The 18112-nt window shown below is 66.5% G+C and carries 18 protein-coding genes and 1 tRNA gene; 5 read left to right on the forward strand and 14 right to left on the reverse strand.

Annotated features, from left to right (window positions below; all coding sequences use genetic code 11):
- Positions 1-73: 73 nt before the first annotated feature.
- Complete coding sequence (locus JOZ79_RS06690) at positions 74-958, reverse strand: aldose 1-epimerase (RefSeq protein WP_294072282.1); 885 nt, start codon at positions 956-958, stop codon at positions 74-76.
- Between the two features lie 94 nt (positions 959-1052).
- Here JOZ79_RS06690 and JOZ79_RS06695 point away from each other — a divergent pair, with 94 nt between their 5' ends.
- Positions 1053-1376, forward strand: coding sequence for a hypothetical protein (locus JOZ79_RS06695; RefSeq protein ID WP_294072285.1), 324 nt, complete (start codon positions 1053-1055; stop codon positions 1374-1376).
- Between the two features lie 184 nt (positions 1377-1560).
- Positions 1561-2937: a cardiolipin synthase gene (cls, locus tag JOZ79_RS06700; protein WP_294072375.1), complete on the forward strand. Its 1377-nt coding sequence runs from the start codon at positions 1561-1563 to the stop codon at positions 2935-2937.
- Positions 2938-2994: 57 nt separating this feature from the next.
- Here the strand turns inward: cls and JOZ79_RS06705 are convergent, their stop codons facing one another.
- Positions 2995-5874: a bifunctional YncE family protein/alkaline phosphatase family protein gene (locus tag JOZ79_RS06705; protein ID WP_294072288.1), complete on the reverse strand. Its 2880-nt coding sequence runs from the start codon at positions 5872-5874 to the stop codon at positions 2995-2997.
- 178 nt (positions 5875-6052) lie between these two features.
- A tRNA-Ser gene (locus JOZ79_RS06710) sits at positions 6053-6143 on the reverse strand.
- 142 nt (positions 6144-6285) lie between these two features.
- Between JOZ79_RS06710 and ccmA the strand changes: the two genes are divergently transcribed.
- Together ccmA and JOZ79_RS06720 are read left to right on the forward strand one after the other, a co-directional pair.
- Complete coding sequence (gene ccmA / locus JOZ79_RS06715; RefSeq protein ID WP_294072291.1) at positions 6286-6873, forward strand: heme ABC exporter ATP-binding protein CcmA; 588 nt, start codon at positions 6286-6288, stop codon at positions 6871-6873.
- Positions 6870-7505 carry a heme exporter protein CcmB gene (locus JOZ79_RS06720; protein ID WP_294072294.1) on the forward strand — a complete coding sequence of 212 codons (636 nt, stop codon included), beginning with the start codon at positions 6870-6872 and terminating at the stop codon, positions 7503-7505. The genes ccmA and JOZ79_RS06720 overlap by 4 nt, the downstream gene beginning before the upstream one ends.
- Here the strand turns inward: JOZ79_RS06720 and JOZ79_RS06725 are convergent, their stop codons facing one another.
- Genes JOZ79_RS06725 through JOZ79_RS06760 form a run of 8 tightly spaced genes read right to left on the reverse strand, consistent with a single transcriptional unit; the run spans position 7506 to position 13066 of the window.
- A complete protein-coding gene (locus JOZ79_RS06725; protein WP_294072297.1) occupies positions 7506-8366 on the reverse strand; it encodes a class I SAM-dependent methyltransferase in 861 nt (286 codons plus the stop codon). It abuts the gene before it with no gap.
- Complete coding sequence (locus tag JOZ79_RS06730) at positions 8363-9592, reverse strand: pitrilysin family protein (protein ID WP_294072300.1); 1230 nt, start codon at positions 9590-9592, stop codon at positions 8363-8365. Before JOZ79_RS06730 ends, JOZ79_RS06725 begins: the two co-directional genes overlap by 4 nt.
- The gene (locus JOZ79_RS06735; RefSeq protein ID WP_366514799.1) at positions 9589-10188 is read right to left on the reverse strand and encodes an SURF1 family protein; all 600 of its coding nucleotides are present in this window, start codon (positions 10186-10188) and stop codon (positions 9589-9591) included. The genes JOZ79_RS06730 and JOZ79_RS06735 overlap by 4 nt, the downstream gene beginning before the upstream one ends.
- Positions 10185-10541: a DUF983 domain-containing protein gene (locus JOZ79_RS06740; protein WP_294072303.1), complete on the reverse strand. Its 357-nt coding sequence runs from the start codon at positions 10539-10541 to the stop codon at positions 10185-10187. The genes JOZ79_RS06735 and JOZ79_RS06740 overlap by 4 nt, the downstream gene beginning before the upstream one ends.
- A gap of 15 nt (positions 10542-10556) precedes the next feature.
- Complete coding sequence (locus tag JOZ79_RS06745) at positions 10557-11375, reverse strand: cytochrome c oxidase subunit 3 (RefSeq protein WP_294072306.1); 819 nt, start codon at positions 11373-11375, stop codon at positions 10557-10559.
- Positions 11376-11418: 43 nt separating this feature from the next.
- The gene (locus tag JOZ79_RS06750; protein ID WP_294072309.1) at positions 11419-11967 is read right to left on the reverse strand and encodes a cytochrome c oxidase assembly protein; all 549 of its coding nucleotides are present in this window, start codon (positions 11965-11967) and stop codon (positions 11419-11421) included.
- A complete protein-coding gene (locus tag JOZ79_RS06755; RefSeq protein WP_294072312.1) occupies positions 11964-12170 on the reverse strand; it encodes a hypothetical protein in 207 nt (68 codons plus the stop codon). The genes JOZ79_RS06750 and JOZ79_RS06755 overlap by 4 nt, the downstream gene beginning before the upstream one ends.
- Positions 12170-13066 carry a heme o synthase gene (locus tag JOZ79_RS06760; RefSeq protein ID WP_294072381.1) on the reverse strand — a complete coding sequence of 299 codons (897 nt, stop codon included), beginning with the start codon at positions 13064-13066 and terminating at the stop codon, positions 12170-12172. Before JOZ79_RS06760 ends, JOZ79_RS06755 begins: the two co-directional genes overlap by 1 nt.
- 105 nt (positions 13067-13171) lie before the next feature.
- Between JOZ79_RS06760 and JOZ79_RS06765 the strand changes: the two genes are divergently transcribed.
- Complete coding sequence (locus JOZ79_RS06765) at positions 13172-13807, forward strand: peptidylprolyl isomerase (protein WP_294072314.1); 636 nt, start codon at positions 13172-13174, stop codon at positions 13805-13807.
- Positions 13808-13810: 3 nt separating this feature from the next.
- Here the strand turns inward: JOZ79_RS06765 and JOZ79_RS06770 are convergent, their stop codons facing one another.
- Genes JOZ79_RS06770 through coxB form a run of 3 tightly spaced genes read right to left on the reverse strand, consistent with a single transcriptional unit; the run spans position 13811 to position 18051 of the window.
- The gene (locus JOZ79_RS06770) at positions 13811-15172 is read right to left on the reverse strand and encodes a DUF4832 domain-containing protein (RefSeq protein WP_294072317.1); all 1362 of its coding nucleotides are present in this window, start codon (positions 15170-15172) and stop codon (positions 13811-13813) included.
- A gap of 52 nt (positions 15173-15224) precedes the next feature.
- Complete coding sequence (ctaD, locus tag JOZ79_RS06775) at positions 15225-16898, reverse strand: cytochrome c oxidase subunit I (RefSeq protein ID WP_294072320.1); 1674 nt, start codon at positions 16896-16898, stop codon at positions 15225-15227.
- Positions 16899-16917: 19 nt separating this feature from the next.
- Positions 16918-18051: a cytochrome c oxidase subunit II gene (coxB, locus tag JOZ79_RS06780; RefSeq protein ID WP_294072323.1), complete on the reverse strand. Its 1134-nt coding sequence runs from the start codon at positions 18049-18051 to the stop codon at positions 16918-16920.
- Positions 18052-18112 lie beyond the last annotated feature (61 nt).

Genomic DNA, 18112 nt, shown 5'->3' on the forward strand with positions numbered 1-18112 from the left:
CACTCACCCACGTCTCCGGATGCGGCAGAGCGGTGGGCTATAGTGGCGGCTTTCCGGCGGTTCAACCGGCGCGTCAGGACCTTGGCATCACATCGAGGCGCATGTCGAGGCTCATCTCCGCGCCGGGCTCGAGAACCCGCATTCCAAGTTCGGACCAGTCGGTTTCGGGCGCGTTCAGCGCGGCGTTGGCGTGCGTTACCGGCTCGGCGACGCAGACCCCGCCGGTCGGCGGCGAGTAAAGCTGGAAGAACCTGGCTTGGGGGGAGGAAACGGCCACCTCATAAGGCCAGCCGGGATCGGAAAGGACGGCCCTGCCGCCCCAACCGCCCCAGCCATTGTCGAGGTCCTGGCCGCAGACGAGACGGTCCTTCAGGTCGTAGCGTCCGGTCGCCGGCACCTGCGCGACTGGCAATACCTTTTCGTCGATCGTCCAGGCGACGGTGACATCACTGTCGATGCGCGTCTCCGGGCCGCAGGGGAAATAGGGGTGCTGGCCGAGACCGCAGGGCATCGGCTGATCGCTTGCGTTGCGGCAGGTCAGGCGCACCGACAGACCGCCTTCGTCCAGCGCGAATTGCTCGGCCGCGTCATAGGTCCAGGGCCAATCCCCCGCCTCATGCCGAAACGAGAGAGCCGCACCTTGCTCGTCGCACGAATCGACCCGCCATGCGCTTTGCCAACCCTGGCCGTGGATCGGGCTCGGCTCGCCCGCCATGTTGAGCGGAAGCCGGATCTCGCGACCCCGGAAGGTGAAGGCGCCACCGCGGATGCGGTTCACGAATGGGACGAGCGGGAAGCAAGCCGCCTCGAGAACTTGGTCGAGTGCCTCCGGCGACTGGCGAAGGATCGGACGTTCGCCATCGCCATCCGTCCAGTGCAGGCCGGCGATCGAGCCGCCGAGACCGGGCCGGATATCGAGACGCAGCTTTCCTGCACGAAGGATGAGCGATTGATTCACGGCTATGAAACTCTCCTGGGGATAAAAAGCACATATGCGTTGCACAGGGATTCGTGCGAGCGGTATTTAGCCCCGGGGACCGGGGAGGGTGACCATGACCAGGCGCGTGAAAGAGTTTGTCGATATCGAGGATCATTCCTCGATCGACGCTCTCATTGACCGGCTCGTCGAGCTTCGGGACGCACTGCCGCCCGAAGCGGAGGCCGAATTGAGGTTGCGCGGGGACGAAGTGTTCGGGCGCAAGATCAGCATTTCCTATCTACGCCCACAGACCTGCGAGGAAGCAGACTGCGAGCGGCGCTATGCCGAGCAGGAGCGCGAGGCCAAGGAGCGCGAGCTCGCCAGGCTTCAGGCGGAGCTCGGGGTCGTGTGCTACGCGGCGCCCGGCAAACGCGGAAAGCTGCGCATCGTCGCCTGATCGCGGGGCGGCGCGCCGCTCCTCCTGACATTGCCAACCGGCTGCGGACGCGGCCTTGCCGGGGGCATGGCGCAATCGCCTCTGGCATCCGGCGCCTTCGGAAATATGATGGGCCTGGCACCGCGGGAGAGCCGGGATCGACACCATCATCTGGGCCATCATCGTCGCCGCCGATCTCGCGGCGATCGTAGGGGCCTTGCTCCGGCCGCACCGCGAGCCCGCGTCCCGCCTCGCCTGGATCGGGGCGATCGTTGCTCTGCCGATCGTGGGCGCGCTCCTTTACCTGCTGCTGGGGGGAGCCCGGCTGAGTAACCCCAGGCGCGAGGTCGTCCGCGGGATCGAGGGGCGGCTTCGACGGCCGGAGGGGAATTACCATCCGGACCGGGACGTTCGCGACAGCGCCCACTGGGCTCCGTTCGCGCTTGCCTGCTCGGTCAACGGCCTCGCCCCGACCCAGGGCAACGTGGCTCGGCTGGCGGCGGATAGCGATGCCGCGATCGACGAGATGATCGCCGATCTCGATGCCGCCCGGGACACGGCTCACGGCTGCTTCTACATCTGGCTCGCCGACCACAATGGAGTGAAGCTGAAGGAGGCCTTCATTCGGGCGGCCAAACGAGGCGTGAAGGTGCGAATCCTCGCCGACGGGCTCGGCTCCAGGCATTTCATCCGGTCACGCCACTGGGAAGATTTGCGCCGTAGCCCCTGTGACGCGCGGGTCGCGCTTCCCCTCGGCAATCCGCTGTGGACCGCGATCAGGGGTCGCATCGACCTTCGCAACCATCGCAAGCTGATGATCGTCGACAATGAGCTGGCCTGGTGCGGCAGCCAGAATTGCGCGGACGCCGAGTTCCGCATCAAACCGCGCTTCGCCCCGTGGGTCGATATCATGAGCCAGTGGAAAGGCCTCGTCGCTCGCCAGTGCCAGTATCTGTTCGCCTGTGACTGGATTGCGGAAGGCGGCGACGACATTTCCGGCCTGCTGTCGAGGCCGCAGCAGCCCGGCGGCGGACGCATCATCGCCCAGGTCCTCGGCACCGGCCCGACCATCGAGTTTGACGCGATGCCGGCCTGCTTTGCGCAAATGATTCACGCGGCCCGCGAGGAGCTGGTGATCACAACGCCCTATTTCGTGCCCGACGAGCAATTGCTGTTCGCGATGACCTCGGCGGCCCGGCGCGGCGTCAGGACAATCGCCATCTTCCCGAAACGCAACGACAGCCTGGTCGTCGCCGGGGCCAGCCGCAGCTATTACAAGGACCTCATCAAGGCCGGCGTCGAGATTCACGAATTCCGGCCCGGGCTGCTCCACGCCAAGACCATGGTCGTCGACCGCCGCATCGGCCTCATCGGCAGCGCCAACCTTGACCGGCGGAGCTTCGAGCTCAATTTCGAGAACAACATCCTGTTCGAGGACGAGTCCTTCGCTGCCGCCGTCCGGGCGCGCCAGGACGAGTATCTGGCGCAGTCCGATCAGATCGGCCGCGGCGATGTCGAATACTACGGAATCGCGCGTCGTCTGTCGCAGAACCTGCTCGCGACGCTCAGTCCGATTTTCTAGACCGAAGCCCTTATCCGCTTGCGCGGTCGGCAGGCGAACAGCCCATTTGGCCGCCGATCATCGCGGACCATGACTTTCAGGAGCGGCTGCGCGAGACCACCTGACCTGGGCCGCTGCCGGCCGGAAGGCGCAGGGCGCGGGGTTCTCCGCCATGACCTCGGTCCGACCGGCGCGCAGGTCGCGGCCATCACGGACGTTTGGCTCGGGACCCGTGCCCAGCCCCCGCCAGAGCGCGGCGTTGAAGCGTGGCGTGTCGAGATGATCCTCCTTGCGGAAGTCCTGACCCTTCATCGCCTCCGCCCACCAGCCGGTGCTCCGCGCGCGGCACGTGGACTGCGCGGACTGAGCCGACATGAAGCGGTCGGCCGGAATCGGGAGCGCCGTCGTCCTCAAGACACTTGCCGCCTGCGCGTGATAGCTCCACCTTGTGAGCGACGGATCGAATACATCGGCCATCGGGATAGCCAGGGCATCGTTCAGCCCGAGCGGCTTCAGTCCAAGCACCGCCTCGATCGTCCGAAGGATGTTAAGTGTCGTGTATCGCGTCGATACCAATGCGCCCTGACGAACGTAGGGGCCGACAATCAACGCGAGGCTGCGGCGGGCATCGACATGGTCGGCCCCGTTCTGCGCGTCATCCTCGATGATGAACACCAGCGTAGAACCGGCTGCCTTGCCGGTGGCAACGCGTTCGATGACCTTGCCGAGGGCGAAATCATTGTCCGCCATCTGCGCCTCAACGGTGTTCACACCATCCACCGCCTTGTCAAAAGACCCGAAATGGTCGCCTCCGAGGCGGAGCAGTGTCAGCGCGGGCAGCGTGCCGGCGGCTTCCTGCTCGTCGTACTCGCGCTGCCATTCCAGTTCGCGCCAATAGTCGGGCAGCCTCAGGTCGAAGCCGCGGTAGTAAGGGTCGCTACGGCTCGCCAGCAGCCGGTCGCCGGGCGTGTAGATGCGCCGATGGTCCTTGGCTGGCTCACGGAGGACAGGCACGTCACCGGCCGAACTGGGGTCGTAGATACTGGCGTCCGAAAAACCGTAATTGCGGACCGAGAGCCCGGCGCGGATCGCCGCGTCCCAAAGGTAGCCCTGATTCGGGGCATCGTCGCCGTCCGGGTCAGGGGCCGTGAGGAGCGCGGGTCCGGCAAGCAGGTCCGGGTCCTTCGACAAGGCCGGGTTGACCGCCTGGCGCTCGGCCGGCCTCTGCTGCTCATAGACGAAGCGGTCGGCTTCCTCGGCCTCATAGGCGAGCCCGCGGTCCGCGTAATTCACGGGCGCCGTCTTCTCCAGAAGGTCGACCGTCCGCGCCGCGGTCGACCATGTCCAGCCGGTGCTCGACTGTTCTCCCGAGTCATAGAGATTGTCGAGCGTGACGAACTGGCGCGCGAGCCTGTGATGATTGGGGGACAAAGCGGCGCCGAGGATCGCGAGGTGGGGGTCGCCATTACCCACGTCCAGATCGCCAAGCACCTGATCGTAGGTGCGGTTCTCCTTGATGATGAAGATGACGTGCCGGACGCGCGCACGAATGGCCGCCATGCGCATCTCGGCAGCGGCCCGATCCTTCGCACCCGGCAAGCCGATGTTCTCGGCGACTTGCATGGTCGTGGCCGCAAGTGTTCTGGGAGACGGCATTGGGAACTGCAGCAACCCGGCCTTCTCCAGCTGGAAGATGTACTGGTTGGTGGCGCCGCAGGCGTTCGGCTGTCCGCGATAGACGGCGAGCTGAGGCTGGCAGCCCTGCACGTTCGGCCCGGGCGGACTCTTTCGGTTGACGACGAAGACGCGCGCTCCGCCGGCGCTTGTGGCCACTGCACTCGGGTACCAGCCGGTCGGAATCAGTGCCTGCACGGGATTGCTGGTCGCGCCGGGCCCCACGACCGCAACGGCATTGATCCCGCCGAGCGTTACCAGCAGGCGCCCATCCGGCAAGATCGCCAGGCCGTTCGGGTTGAGACCCTTGCCGAGCGGACCCGCGGCAAGCACTGTCGGCAGATCGAGCCGGGGTTCGGCGACAAGGCGGCTCGATGCCAAGTCCAGGATCGCGAGCCGATCGTCATTATCTTCCGTGGCGATCAGGCGCCTGGCCTTGCGGTCGAGCAGGAGCGCGGTTGGTTCACCGACAGTGGCAATTCGGGCTGTGACGCGAAGGCTCGCCGGAGTGATCTCGAGACGCACGAGCTGACGATCCCGCGGCGCCGAAACCCAGGCATGTCGCGCATCTGTCCATGCAACCGCGAACGGAAACTCACCCCCGGGGACGCCGGCCTGGCTGGGATCGATCTTTCCCGGGCGCAAATCCTGCTCGACAACGATGGTGCGCCGCGCAAGATCGACCAGACTGACGGAATCATTGTAGTAATTGGCGACCAGCGCCTGCCGGCCGTCGGGACTGACGGCGACGCCGGCTGCCTGCGGCTGCACGCTCGCGCCGAGCCCGGCCTTGTGGCCGAGGGCGATCTTGCCATCGGCGCGGAAGGTCGAGCCCTTGCGCGCGAAGAGATAGACCGCATCGTCGACTCCACCACCGACGACGAATGCGCGACCGTTCGGAAGCCAGGCGAGGCCGCCAAAGCTGTTCGGCACCTGCAGGGTCTGGAGGGCAATCGCTCCGGATGCTCCGATCGCATAGCGGAACACGTATTGCGTGGACTGTTGTGGCAGGATTTTCCCGTCACGGCCGTTGTAGATATTGAAGCCACTGGTGAGGACCAGCATCTCGCGGCCATTCGGACTGACGGCAATCGCAGCGGCCCCGTCGGCGACGAAGCCGGGATGCGGACCGACGTGCGTGACGAGTGGCTGGAAGCGCGCCCCGGGTGTGGCCGTCGGCGTCATCGCCTGCCCCGTTGGAAGCAATTGCGTGGGCGGATCGGCGGCACCGGCAGATCCGAGCTGCAGGGCGACACATATCACTGCGGCGGCAATCGAACGCATCATCCCCTCCTCGACGATCGCACCGATAGTCGTCGAATATGACGGACCTCGGTCATACTCTCCCCCACGTTAGCCGCCCCGAAGCCATGTGGCAGCAATCCGCAACGCCGCTACGCCTGATGGCCGAGCCGTCGCCAGTAGCGCTGAGAATCTCGACGTCAGATCATTCCTGGTTGCATGGCGGAGCGGGAGGGATTCGAACCCTCGATACGGTTTTGCCGTATACTCACTTTCCAGGCGAGCGCCTTCGACCACTCGGCCACCGCTCCGCCCGCAGCGCATTGTTCCGAACGGGACCGCGCTGCATAACCAGAAATCACCTGGAAGCGCGCCCGTCTAGGGAATGGCCGCGTCGGTAGCAACCTCGCCGCGGCCTTGCGGGCTCTCGCCCGGGAACCCTATGCGAGGACAATGCAGGGGCTGGGCCAGGTCAATGGAGCAACAGCGAACGGACCTCTGCTGCGATTTGCAGGCGTTGCCCTGGAGCGCGGCGGACGATTGCTGTTCGACACGCTCGACTTTGAACTGGCGCCCGGCGAAGGGCTCCATGTCGCAGGCCCGAACGGGAGCGGCAAATCGAGCCTGATCCGCCTCACCGCGGGGCTGCTGCGGGCGTCCGCCGGGGATATCGTCCGGGCGCCGGCGGGTCTTGCGGACGATAGCCTGGCGCTCGACCGCGAACTACCGCTTGGCCGAGCGCTGCAGTTCTGGGGATCGCCCATGGAGCCCGCGATGGACGCGCTCGGCATCTCGCGCCTCGCGCACGTGCCCGTCCGCTTGCTTTCCTCCGGGCAGCGGAAAAGAGCGACGCTGGCGCGCGTGGCTGCGTCGGGCGCGCCGCTGTGGCTGCTCGACGAACCGCTGAATGCCCTCGACGCGGAAGGAGCCGAGCGGCTCGCACGGATCATCCGCGCCCACCGCGATGCCGGCGGCGCGGTCGTCGCTGCGTCGCACCAGCCGCTGCATGGCGAGTGGCGAATCCTGGAGCTCGGACGGTGATCGGCCGGCTGATTGCGCGCGATGTTCGCCGGGGCGTCACTGGAACTGCCTGGCTGCCCGTGGCCTTCTTCCTGTTAGTCGCGACTCTGATGCCGTTCGCGATCGGTCCCGACGCCGCGCTGCTCGGCCGGGTCGGGGCTGGTGCGCTATGGATCGCGGCGTTGACCGCGGCGCTTCTGCCGATCGAGCGGTTGATCGAGCCCGACCGCGCCGACGGCGTGCTCGACCAACTGGTGCTGAGCGGCTGCGCGGAAGAGGCCGTCGCCGCTGCGAAGATCGTCGGCCACTGGATGACCTTCGCGCCTCTGCTGCTGATCGCAGCCCTCCCCGCGTCGGCGCTGCTTGGCATGGATGGCCGCGCGCTGGCGAGGACAGAGCTTGCGCTGGCCATCGGGACGCCGGGCCTGGCCGCGCTGACGGTCGCAGTCGCCGCCGTCACTGCCGGGATGCCTCGCGCCGCCTCGCTTGCCGGAGTACTCCTGTTCCCGCTGGCCGTGCCGCTGCTGATCTTCGGCGCGGCGGCGAGCGGCGGCGGTTCGGGCGCGCCGTTGCTGGAAGCGGCGGTTTCTTTGCTACTGACCGCCGGGGCGCCCTTTGCGGCCGGCGCTGCGATCCGGGCTGCGCGAAGCTGATCAGCGGCTCCAGCGGGCGAAAATAGCGGTCGGCAGGAGCAGGCCCCTCGCCTCCTCGCGCACGGCCATTTCGCCCCACTCGACGATGCCGCCGAGATCCGCGAACGTCTGCTTCACGAGTTCGCCGATCGCGAGGGCCGACATCCGCACCGCGTACACGGTAAGAACGAGAAAGCGGCTATCCGCGTCGAGGAGCTTGCGGCAGTCGGCGAGCAACGACGCCAGGTCTTCTTCGAGCCGCCACACCTCGCCTTCCGGGCCGCGTCCGAACTTCGGCGGGTCGAGCAGGATTCCGTCGTAGCGTCGCCTCCGCCGCACCTCGCGCGCCGTGAACTTGCTCGCATCGTCGACGATCCACCGGATGGGCCGATCATTCATTCCAGACAGCTGCGCATTAGACCGTCCCGCCTCGACGGACTTCTTCGATGCATCGACATGCACCAGCCGGGCGCCGGCGTCGCTCAGCTGGAGCGAGCCGACGCCGGTATAGCCGAACAGGTTCAGCACGTCGGCGTCGGCGGAGCGCTCGCGCATCCAGTCCCATTGCGGCGCCATGTCGGGGAAAAAAGCAAGGTGCCGGAAAGGTGTGAGCGAGGCGCTGAACCGGATATTGCCACGCGATAGCTCCCACTGGCGCGGAACCGGGCGATGCTGCACCCAACGCCCACCGCCCTCCTCGTCCGAGCCGGGAACGAAGGTTGCGTCGGGGTTCCAAGCGGAAAGCGCGGGCGCCCACATCGCCTGCGGTTCGGGACGAACGACGCTGATCTTGCCGTAACGCTCAAGCTTCTGGCCATTGCCGCAGTCGAGCAGGGCCCAGTCGGGCCATGGCTCGGCGACAATCGTCAGGAGATCGCTCACGCGGCGAGGGCGAGGCGAGTGCCGACAGCCGCGATCGCTACTGGACCCGCGAGCAGGGTTGCCCCGGCGGCGCGGGCATCAGCGAGTTCGACGGCGCGGAGCTGATCGACCAGCTCGCCCGCTTCGAGATCCCGGTCGAACACCTCGATCGAGCGGGCGAGGTGGTCCGCCCGGCCTTGCGGCGTTTCGAGTCCCATCAGCAGGGACGCTTCCATCTGCGCCCGCGCCCTCTGCAGCTCGGCGGCGCTCAATCCCTCGGCGGTCGCCGAGACGAGATCGCGGGCGAGAGAAATGGCTTCCGCGGCGCGCGCCCGATCCGCCGCGCAGCCGATCCCAACCAGACCCGTATCGGCGAAGGTCTGGTTCCAGGCGTAGATGGAATAAGCGAGGGCGCGCTCCTCGCGCAGTTCCTGGAACAGTCGGGACGAGGTCCCTCCCCCAAGCGCCTGGACGAACAACGACAGCGCCGGCGTCCCTTCGTCCGCGGCCGCAAGGCCGGGAAAGGCGAGGCACCAGTGCGCCTGCTCGAAGCTTCGGCGGTCGTTCCGCAACCCACCGGTGAAGCGGGCGGCCTCGACTGCCGGCACGGGCAGCGCCGGCACGTCACCGAACAGACGCTCCGCAAGCCGCCCGAGCGCGTCCGCGTCGACCCTGCCGCTCGCGGCGAGGATCATCCGCGATGGCACGAACTCTTGGCCGAGCCACTCGAAGCAATCCTGGCGACTGGCCGAGAGAATCGAGGCCTCATTGCCAAGCACCGGCCGACCGATTCGCTGTCCCTCGAATGCCGCTTCGAACAGATGGTCATGGACGATGTCGTCGGGGGAATCGACGCTCTCGCCGAGCTCGGACAGGATGACCTGCTTCTCCCGCTCCAGGTGCTCCTCGTCGAAGTGAGGTGCCCGAATCAGGTCGGCGATCAGTTCAGCGACCAAATTCAGGTCGCGACCAAGCGCGCGGCCGTGGAATGCCGTCTGATCGCGCGCCGTCCACGCGTTGAGCGACCCGCCGACGTCCTCGATCGCCTCCGCAAGCGCGCGGGTGTCGCGGCCGCCGGCGCCCTTGAATACCATATGCTCGACAAGGTGGGCGATGCCGCCGAGCGCCTCCGGCTCGGATCGCGAGCCGACCTTTACATAGAGGCCGAGCGCGACCGATTCGGCGCCCGGCAGTGGGTCGACCGCGACCGTCATGCCATTGGCGAGACGCTGAATCTCCGCCGTCATGGCCTGGCCGCCGGTGCAGTCCAGCGCTTGCGCAGCGCCAAAGCATAGATGACGAGAGCAATCGCCGCGAAGGCGAACCACTGCACGGCATAGGAGCGATGGTTATTGGGGATCGATTGCAGCGTCGGCGGCGCGCTCCGCTCGAGCCCGGGCGGGGCAGACGCTGCGACCAGCCGCATGCCCATCTGCGAATCGGGCGCGATGACGCCGCTGACCGGCCCCCCGCGCCAGTTGACGGCCGCGTTGGGGTTCTTCGACCAACCGACCTCGACCGCCATTCCCGGACCCTCGGCGCCGGTGCGGCACATGACGATCTGAGCGAATCCGGGTTCGCCGGACATGTTCTCGCCGGCGACCGCGCGCCGCGCGATCGGTTGCAGGCACATGCCGGTCGCGCTTCGGAACAACGGCAGCTGGTCCTGGGACAGGGGCGTGGTCGGCCAGGCGATCGGCGGCAGCCTCTGCGCCTTCGCATATTGCGCCAGCAGCCCCTCTTTCCATTGGGCGCGCTGGAGCTGCCAGACGCCAAGTCCGACCATCAGCGCAACGGCGGCGATAACGACGAGTGTCGCGACCATGGGGATGCGCCGCATCATTCGGCCAGCCGCCCGTCGCGCGCACGGTGACGGTAGGCTTGCGCGAGCAGCCATGCCTTGGTGATGCGAAGACCCCCGACCGTCAGCACCGTGGCGACGGGGATCCAGACGAGGTGGACCCAGAAAGGTGGCTCGGACGCGGCGTCCAGCACCAGCGCGCCGACGGTGACTATCGCGCCGACGACAAGGATCAGAATGGCGGCGGCGCCGTCACCGACGTTGAACGACGCAAAATCCTGCCCGCAGCTTCGGCAGCGGTCGGCGAAGCGGACCCATCCGGCGAACACGGTGCGTGCGCCGCAGCGCGGGCAGGCGCCGGTCATCGCCGCCTGGAGCACGCTGGGCTCAGCCACGTGAAGCCCGGAACGTCAGCCGGCGTGCGGCGCGCCCCAGCCGCCCCAGACGTAGATCGAGGTGAACAGGAACAGCCACACCACGTCGACGAAGTGCCAGTACCAGGCCGCCGCCTCGAAACCGAAATGCTGCCGCGGCGTGAAGTCTCCCTTGTAGGAGCGGATCAGGCAGACGGTCAGGAAGATCGTCCCGACGATCACGTGGAAGCCGTGAAAGCCGGTCGCCATGAAGAAGGTCGCGCCGTAGATGTTACCTTTGAAGGCGAACGGCGCATGGGCATATTCCCAGGCCTGGATCGAGGTGAAGGTCAGGCCGAGCAGGATCGTCAGCCACAGACCAAGCTTCAGCCCGTGCCGGTCGCCGTGGATGAGCGAGTGGTGGGCGTAGGTAACCGTGGTTCCCGAACACAGCAGGATCAAGGTGTTGAGCAGCGGGAAGCCCCACGGCGTCAGAACCTCGATGCCCTTGGGCGGCCACACGCCACCGACGGCGTCGACCGCCGACGGGAACAGCGAGCTGTCGAAGAAGGCCCAGAACCAGGCGAGGAAGAACATCACCTCGGACGCGATGAACAGGATCATGCCGTAGCGCAGGTGAAGTTGCACGACCGGGGTATGATAGCCCTCGTGGGCTTCGATGACGGTATTGCGCCACCAATTGTACATGGTGAACAGGACCGAGGCGAGGCCGATGCCGGCGACGATCGGGCCATAGCGATTGTCGTGGAACCACATGACCAGTCCACCGAACAGCGCCAGCGCGCTGAAGGCGCCGATTAGCGGCCAGGGATCCGGCTCTACGAGATGGTAGTCGTGATTCTTCGCTCCAGCCATGTCGTCTCAGCTTCCCTCGTTCGTCCGGTCGTGACTTCGGCCTCTAGCGGGCCGATGCGCCAGTTTCCACCGGGTAAAATGTGTAGCTCAAGGTGATCTCGTCGACCGTCCGAGTGTCCTCGTCGTCGCGGATCTTCGGGTCGACGAAGAAGATTACCGGCATGATCGCGGTCTCGTGCGGCTTCAATGTCTGCTCGTTGAAGCAGAAGCACTGGATCTTGTTGAAATATTCCCCAACGGTATCCGGCGTGACGTTGTACGCCGCCTGAGCGGTGATGGCGTGGTTGCTGAGGTTGGTCGCCTTGTAGAAGATCTGGGTCCGGGCGCCGGGCGCGATCCTCACCGTGTTCTGCATTGGCTCGAACTTCCACGGCAGGCCGGGGTGGACGTTAGCGTCGAAGCGGACGCCGATCTGGCCCGCAACCGCGCCCGGCGCACGCTCGGCCCGGCGCGGCGTGCCGTCCCAGCCCGTGAGGCTGCAGAAGGCGCGGTAGAGCGGCACCGAGGCGAAGGCCATCCCGAGCGCCGCAAGAGCAATGATCGCGGTGATCAACGCGACACGGTTGTTCCGTTGCGCGGCCGCAGTCGTCACCAGTTGGTGCTCGTCTTGGCGATCGTGATGAAGAACAGCAGCACGACGAAGGCGCCAAGGAGCCATGCCGTGATCCGCGCCCGATCCCGCTGGCGCCTGCGCAAGAGCTCGAAGTCGCCGTCGCTCAGCTTTGGCCAGTGATAGTCCGGCGGTCCCCACCGGCCCTGGCCGCTCGAGCCATCGTTCCGATCGTCCCCGCGCATCACCCGACGATCCAGCGGTCCGCGACCAGCGCGCCGAAGATCGCGAAGAGGTAAAGGACCGAAAAGCCGAACAGCCGTTTTTCCGGCGCCATCGCGCTCGGCTCCGTCGCTTGGTTGGCGAGGACCGGAAGCGCCAGCAGGACGAAGATCGCGCTGAGCAGGCCTGCCGCGACGCCGTAAATCGGGCCGGCGAGCCTGAGCGGCCAGGGCGCGATCGCGGCCGCAGCCATCGGCAAAGTGTAGAGGAAGATCTGCCGGCGGGTGTTCTGGACGCCTGCCACCACCGGAAGCATCGGGATGCCTGCCGTGGCGTAGTCCGACCGGACAAACAGCGACAGCGCCCAAAAGTGCGGCGGGGTCCACATGAAGATCAGCGCGAAGAGGAGCACCGGCAGTGGCGCGAAATGCCCGGTCGCGGCGACCCAGCCGATCAGCGGCGGGAAGGCGCCCGCGGCTCCCCCGATGACGATGTTCTGCGCTGTCCGCGGCTTCAGCCACATGGTGTAGACGACCACGTAGAAGAGGATCGACACCGCCAGCAGCCCCGCCGCCAGCCAGTTGGTCGCAAGGCCCATCAGGACGACCGAGAAAGCGCCGAGCCCGACGCCGAAATGGAGCGCGCCCTGCCGGTCCATCCGGCCTGAGGGAAGGGGGCGTTTGGCCGTCCGCCGCATCTTGGCGTCGAGCTCGACCTCATACCATTGGTTGAGCGCCCCGCAGGCGCCGGCGCCAAGCGCGATGCAGAGGATCGCCGTGAACCCCAACGCCAGCGGCGGCAGTTGGGGAGCGGCCAGCAGCCCGCAGAGACCGGTGAAGACGACCAGGCTCATGACCCTCGGCTTGGTCAACGCGAGGATGTCGCGCCAGTCCGCGGGCAGCGCGACCGTGTTCGTCATTTCGATGGTGGGCACGAGCGCGCGTATAAGCGGCTGGGGGCGCGGCGAAAACCCCTTGCCGATTAACTCTCCACGCGCGCGACCGGGACAGCTAGTCTGGAATCCATGCAGACACGAATCGCCTTGCTCGCCGCCGCCCTTTTCGCCAACCCGGCGCTCGCACAGGTCGCGACCCCTTCGCCAACCCCTTCCGCCGCAGCGGCTCCAGCAGCCGCCGCAGACCTGGTTCCGGTCGCGATCGACACGAGCCTCGGCCGGATCGTGATCGCGCTCGACCGCGGGAAGGCCCCGGTCACGACCGCGAATTTCCTGCACTACGTCGACAGCCACCGACTCGATGGCGAGAGCTTCTACCGCGCGATGCATGTCGGTAGCGGGGGCTTGATCCAGGGCGGCATCACCAGCGATGCCCGCAAGCTCTATCCGCCGATCACCGACGAGCCGAGCAGCAAGACCGGCCTTCACAATGTCGCCGGAGCGATTTCGATGGCACGCGGCGCTCCGGGCAGCGCGACGTCGGACTTTTTCATCCTGCTGACCGACCAGCCTGGCTTCGACGCCGGAGCACCCGGCGGCACGGACCCCGACGGCTTTGCGCCGTTCGGGCACGTCACCGAGGGGATGGATGTCGTGCGCCAGATCTTCGCGGCGCCGGTCTCCGCGACCAAGGGGATCGGTCCGATGAAGGGACAGATGCTGGAGCCGCCGGTCAAGATCATCAAGGCCGCGCGAGTGAAGTAGCCGCTAGTCGACGCGCAGGCGCCAGCCGAGGTCGTTCTCGCCGGTCGCGGGGTTCCAGCTGCCCTGGTTGGCCAGTCGGATCGCATAATCGGCACGTCCACGCAGGCGCGGCTCGGGATCGGGCAATGCAAGATAGGCGCCGTACGTACCGCTCGGCATGCCACTGGGCAGCCTGACGACGACGTCGAGCGTGATTGGTGCGCCCGGAAGCCAACGGCGCGGATCCTGCGGCAAGTGTAACCGCACTGCCTCACCAGCGCTTCCTCTCAGCACCAGTTCGAGCGGGCGTGGATTGTACGGTGCAGCGAACCCGTCGTTGCCGAGGATAATTTTCGCACGAAGCGTTCCTCCCCCGACAACGGTCGGCGCGTAGGCGGACCGGAGCAGCCGGAAACGGTAGCCAAGCCGCCTGGAAATCTCGGAATAGCAGCCCTGCCGTTTCCACAGCGCCAGCACCGCCGGGTGATAGTCGGCGTTCAGCTGACTCCAATGCTGGGTGGAAAGCTCTTTCAAAGCGTTGGTGCAGCCGATGTAGGGCTTCGCGTCCGCCGCGTCGTTGCAGGTTTCACCGCCCTGCGGAACGAAGCGGTTTTCGGCCGACAGATAGGCCTTCGCCGCGGCGATCGAGCGCTGCGGCGTCGGCCTATAGCTGCCCCAATCGGTGTCCGAAGCCAGGAAGCAGTCGTTGTGGTGACCGACGCGGGAGACGCTCGATCCGCTGAACGCCTCGCTAGCCATCAGCGGCGTGTCGCGGCCGAAGACTGCCCGCTTGTCCCCTTCGTAGCGAAGCACGATGGAGCGCGACTTCGGCAGGATGTCGAGCAGGCGCCTCAGGATCGTCCGCTCCGCCGCCACATCGGTAAGGCCGCTCGTCGAATCGTGCCATTCGCCCCAGGCGCCGACGAAGCCAGCCTCCATGAAGGCGATGACGTCGGCATTGTCGCGCAGCGCGGGCGCGAGTTGATTCAGGTGCTCGAGGACGCGCGGCAGCGGTGCGTCGTTATCGACACCGGCATGGAACGGCTCTTTCTGGAAATTATAGGTGAAGCGCGGCACCACCTTCACGCCGCTTGCTCGTGCCTCGGCCAAGCGTCGGCTGATGTCGTCGATGAAGGTCTGCGGAAGCGCAGAGCCGCGGAACGCGTCGAGCCGGAAGTAGACGTGAATCAGCGACAGACCGGCCGCCCGCGCCTGCGCCCCACTGCCCTTCGACCTGGAAAATCCCCGTTCCGGGTTCGGGAAATCCGTGTCGTCCGCGGCATAGACGACCGATCGCATGGTGGCTGAAGGAGAATGATGCGCGGCACACAACGCAGCGACCAGCGCGATGCTGGCCACGGCGAGCATCCAGCGCACCAATTTCACTCGCCGCGCCCGCGCGCCGTTCGGTCGATCGTACGGACGCAGCGATCTCTGATCAGTCGATCCGCGGCAGCGTCGAGAACTGGTGGAACGGCGGCGGGCTCGGCAGGGTCCATTCGAGCGTCGTTGCGCCTTCGCCCCACGGATTGGCCGGAGCCTTCTTTCCGGCCGCGAGTGACCAGAAGATGTTGACGAAGAAGATCGCGACGCCGGCGACGGTGATCATGTAGCCATAGGTCGAGATCTTGTTCCACTCCGCAAAGGCCGGCGTGTAGTCCGGAATGCGCCGAGGCATGCCGTCGAGCCCGAGAAAATGCATCGGGAAGAAGACGATGTTCACGCCGACGAACATCAGGAAGAAGTGCAGCTTCCCGAGCACCTCGTTGTACATCTTGCCGCTCATCTTCGGGAACCAGAAGTAGAAACCGGCGAACAGGCTGAACACCGCGCCGAGGCTAAGCACATAGTGGAAGTGAGCCACCACGTAATAGGTGTCGGTCATGTACGTATCGACGCCGCCGTTCGCCAGGACGACGCCGGTTACGCCGCCGACCGTGAACAGGAAGATGAAGCCGATTGCGAACAGCATCGGGGTCTCGAAGGTGATCGAGCCGCCCCACATGGTCGCGATCCAGCTGAAGATCTTCACGCCGGTGGGAACCGCGATGATCATCGTCGCCGCGGTGAAGTACATCTTTTCGTTCACGTTCATGCCGGTGACGAACATGTGGTGCGCCCAGACAACGAACCCGACGAGGCCGATCGCGACCATCGCGTAGGCCATGCCGAGATAGCCGAACACCGGCTTGCGGCTGAACGTCGCGACGATCTGGCTGATCATGCCGAAGCCGCCGAGGATCATGATGTAGACCTCGGGGTGGCCGAAGAACCAGAACAGGTGCTGGTAGAGAACGACGTTGCCGCCGCCCGACGCGTCGAAGAAGGTCGTGCCGAAGTTGCGGTCGGTCAGGAGCATCGTGATCGCGCCCGCAAGCACCGGCAGCGCCAGCAGCAGCAGGAACGCGGTGATCAGGATCGACCACACGAACAGCGGCATCTTGTGCAGGGTCATGCCCGGCGCGCGCATGTTGAAGATGGTCGTGATGAAGTTGATCGCGCCCAGGATGGAGCTTGCGCCCGCAAGGTGGAGCGAGAAGATCACCATGTCGACCGCCGGGCCGCTGGAACCCGAGGTCGAGAGCGGCGCGTAGAGCGTCCAGCCGGTGCCGGCACCAAGGCCAGTCCCGCCGGGCACCAGGGTCGAGCCAAGAAGCAGCAGGAAGGCAGGGATCAGCAGCCAGAAGCTGATGTTGTTCATACGCGGGAACGCCATGTCCGGCGCTCCGATCATCAGTGGCACCAGCCAGTTGCCGAACCCGCCGACCATCGCCGGCATGACCATGAAGAAGACCATGATCAGGCCGTGCGCGGTGATGAGCACGTTCCAATGGTGGGTCCACTCGTCGAAGTTCGCCGTGCCGGCGCCGATCGGCCAAGCGCGGTTGAGGACCTGGATGCCCGGCTCCATCAGCTCCCAGCGCATGATGCCCGAGATCGCGCCGCCGATGACGCCCGCGATGATCGCGAAGATCAGGTAGAGCGTGCCGATGTCCTTGTGGTTCGTCGACATGAACCAGCGGGTGAAGAAGGCCGGCTTGTGGTCCGCGTCATGATGCGCGTCGTGCGCTTCGTGGGGCTGCAGGTGGAAGGCGTCGGCGGTCGTGCTCATGAGCTACTGGTCCTGGTCGTCAGTCGTTGGCGGTCGCGCGATTGGCGACGTTCGGATTGGCGGGAGCGGGTGCCGGGACGGCCGTCGCCGTGCCGGGAACGGCGGGCGCAGGCGTCGTCATCTGCCCGGCAGCACCGCCCGTGGGAAGGGCTGCAGCGATCGGCTTCGCGCCCGGCATGGTGCCACCCTTCGAGGCGACCCAGGCGGCGAACTGCGCCGCAGGCACGACCTCGACTGCGATCGGCATGAAGCCGTGGCGGGCGCCGCACAGCTCCGAGCACTGGCCGAAATAGACACCGGGACGGTCAACCTTGGCCCAGGTCTCGTTGAGCTGGCCCGGATTGGCGTCCTGCTTCAGCCAGAAGGCGGGGACGGCGAAGCTGTGGATGACATCGTCCGCGGTGACGATGAACTTCACGACCTTCCCGGCCGGAATCACCAGCCGCTCGTCGACCGCGAGCAGCGGCGGGCCGTCGGCGTTGGTGCGAGCACGCTGGTTCGACTGGCGGGTCGGGTCCTTGGCTTCCTTCAGCATGTAGCTGTCGAACGACACGCCATAATCGGGAAGCTCGTACGACCAATACCATTGGTGGCCCGTCACCTTCACCGTCACGTCCGCCTTGGGCGGGTCGTACTGGTGGCGCAGGAGTCGGATCGACGGGATCGCAATGGCGACGAGGATCAGCACCGGCGCCAACGTCCAGACGACCTCGAGCAGGGTGTTGTGCGAATTGCGCGACGGCTCCGGATTGGCGCCGCGGCGGAAGCGGACCAGAGCGGTGATCAGCAGGATCAGCACAAAGGCGCTAATGATCGCGCACAGGGGCAGCAGCCACCAATTGTGGAAATGCGATGCTTCCTCGCCGATCGGCGTGACCTGCAGCTGTATCCCCTTGCTGCCGTTCGGCTCGCCGGCGCCCGGCGTCGGGATCATGTGGCCGACCGAGCCGGGAACGATTGCCGGCTGCGCGGCATCGGCCTTGCCGGGATTCTGCGCCGTCCCGGCGGGAGGAGTCGCGACCGGAGCCGCCGTCGCACCCTTTGGCGCCGCGGCGCTCGACGTCACTGGGGTGGGCGCGCTTGCCGTCGTCTGGGCCGCCGCAGGTGTGATGCCGGCAACGGCCAGGGCGATCGCCCATCCAATCAATCTCATCTTCACCCCGGCAGACGTGCGGTTGGACCTGGGGCGCGGGACTGCGCCGCCATCATTGCGA

Source organism: Sphingomonas sp. (assembly GCF_019242355.1).
Classification (GTDB): domain Bacteria; phylum Pseudomonadota; class Alphaproteobacteria; order Sphingomonadales; family Sphingomonadaceae; genus Sphingomicrobium.

Excerpts from the sequence above, each read along its gene's own strand:
- JOZ79_RS06695 (WP_294072285.1), top strand. The coding sequence starts at position 1,053 with ATGACCAGGCGCGTGAAAGAGTTTGTCGATATCGAGGATCATTCCTCG.
- JOZ79_RS06705 (WP_294072288.1), bottom strand. The coding sequence starts at position 5,874 with ATGCGTTCGATTGCCGCCGCAGTGATATGTGTCGCCCTGCAGCTCGGA.
- ccmA (WP_294072291.1), top strand. The coding sequence starts at position 6,286 with ATGCAGGGGCTGGGCCAGGTCAATGGAGCAACAGCGAACGGACCTCTG.
- JOZ79_RS06730 (WP_294072300.1), bottom strand. The coding sequence starts at position 9,592 with ATGACGGCGGAGATTCAGCGTCTCGCCAATGGCATGACGGTCGCGGTC.
- JOZ79_RS06735 (WP_366514799.1), bottom strand. The coding sequence starts at position 10,188 with ATGATGCGGCGCATCCCCATGGTCGCGACACTCGTCGTTATCGCCGCC.
- JOZ79_RS06745 (WP_294072306.1), bottom strand. The coding sequence starts at position 11,375 with ATGGCTGGAGCGAAGAATCACGACTACCATCTCGTAGAGCCGGATCCC.
- JOZ79_RS06755 (WP_294072312.1), bottom strand. The coding sequence starts at position 12,170 with ATGCGCGGGGACGATCGGAACGATGGCTCGAGCGGCCAGGGCCGGTGG.
- JOZ79_RS06760 (WP_294072381.1), bottom strand. The coding sequence starts at position 13,066 with ATGACGAACACGGTCGCGCTGCCCGCGGACTGGCGCGACATCCTCGCG.
- JOZ79_RS06765 (WP_294072314.1), top strand. The coding sequence starts at position 13,172 with ATGCAGACACGAATCGCCTTGCTCGCCGCCGCCCTTTTCGCCAACCCG.
- ctaD (WP_294072320.1), bottom strand. The coding sequence starts at position 16,898 with ATGAGCACGACCGCCGACGCCTTCCACCTGCAGCCCCACGAAGCGCAC.
- coxB (WP_294072323.1), bottom strand. The coding sequence starts at position 18,051 with ATGAGATTGATTGGATGGGCGATCGCCCTGGCCGTTGCCGGCATCACA.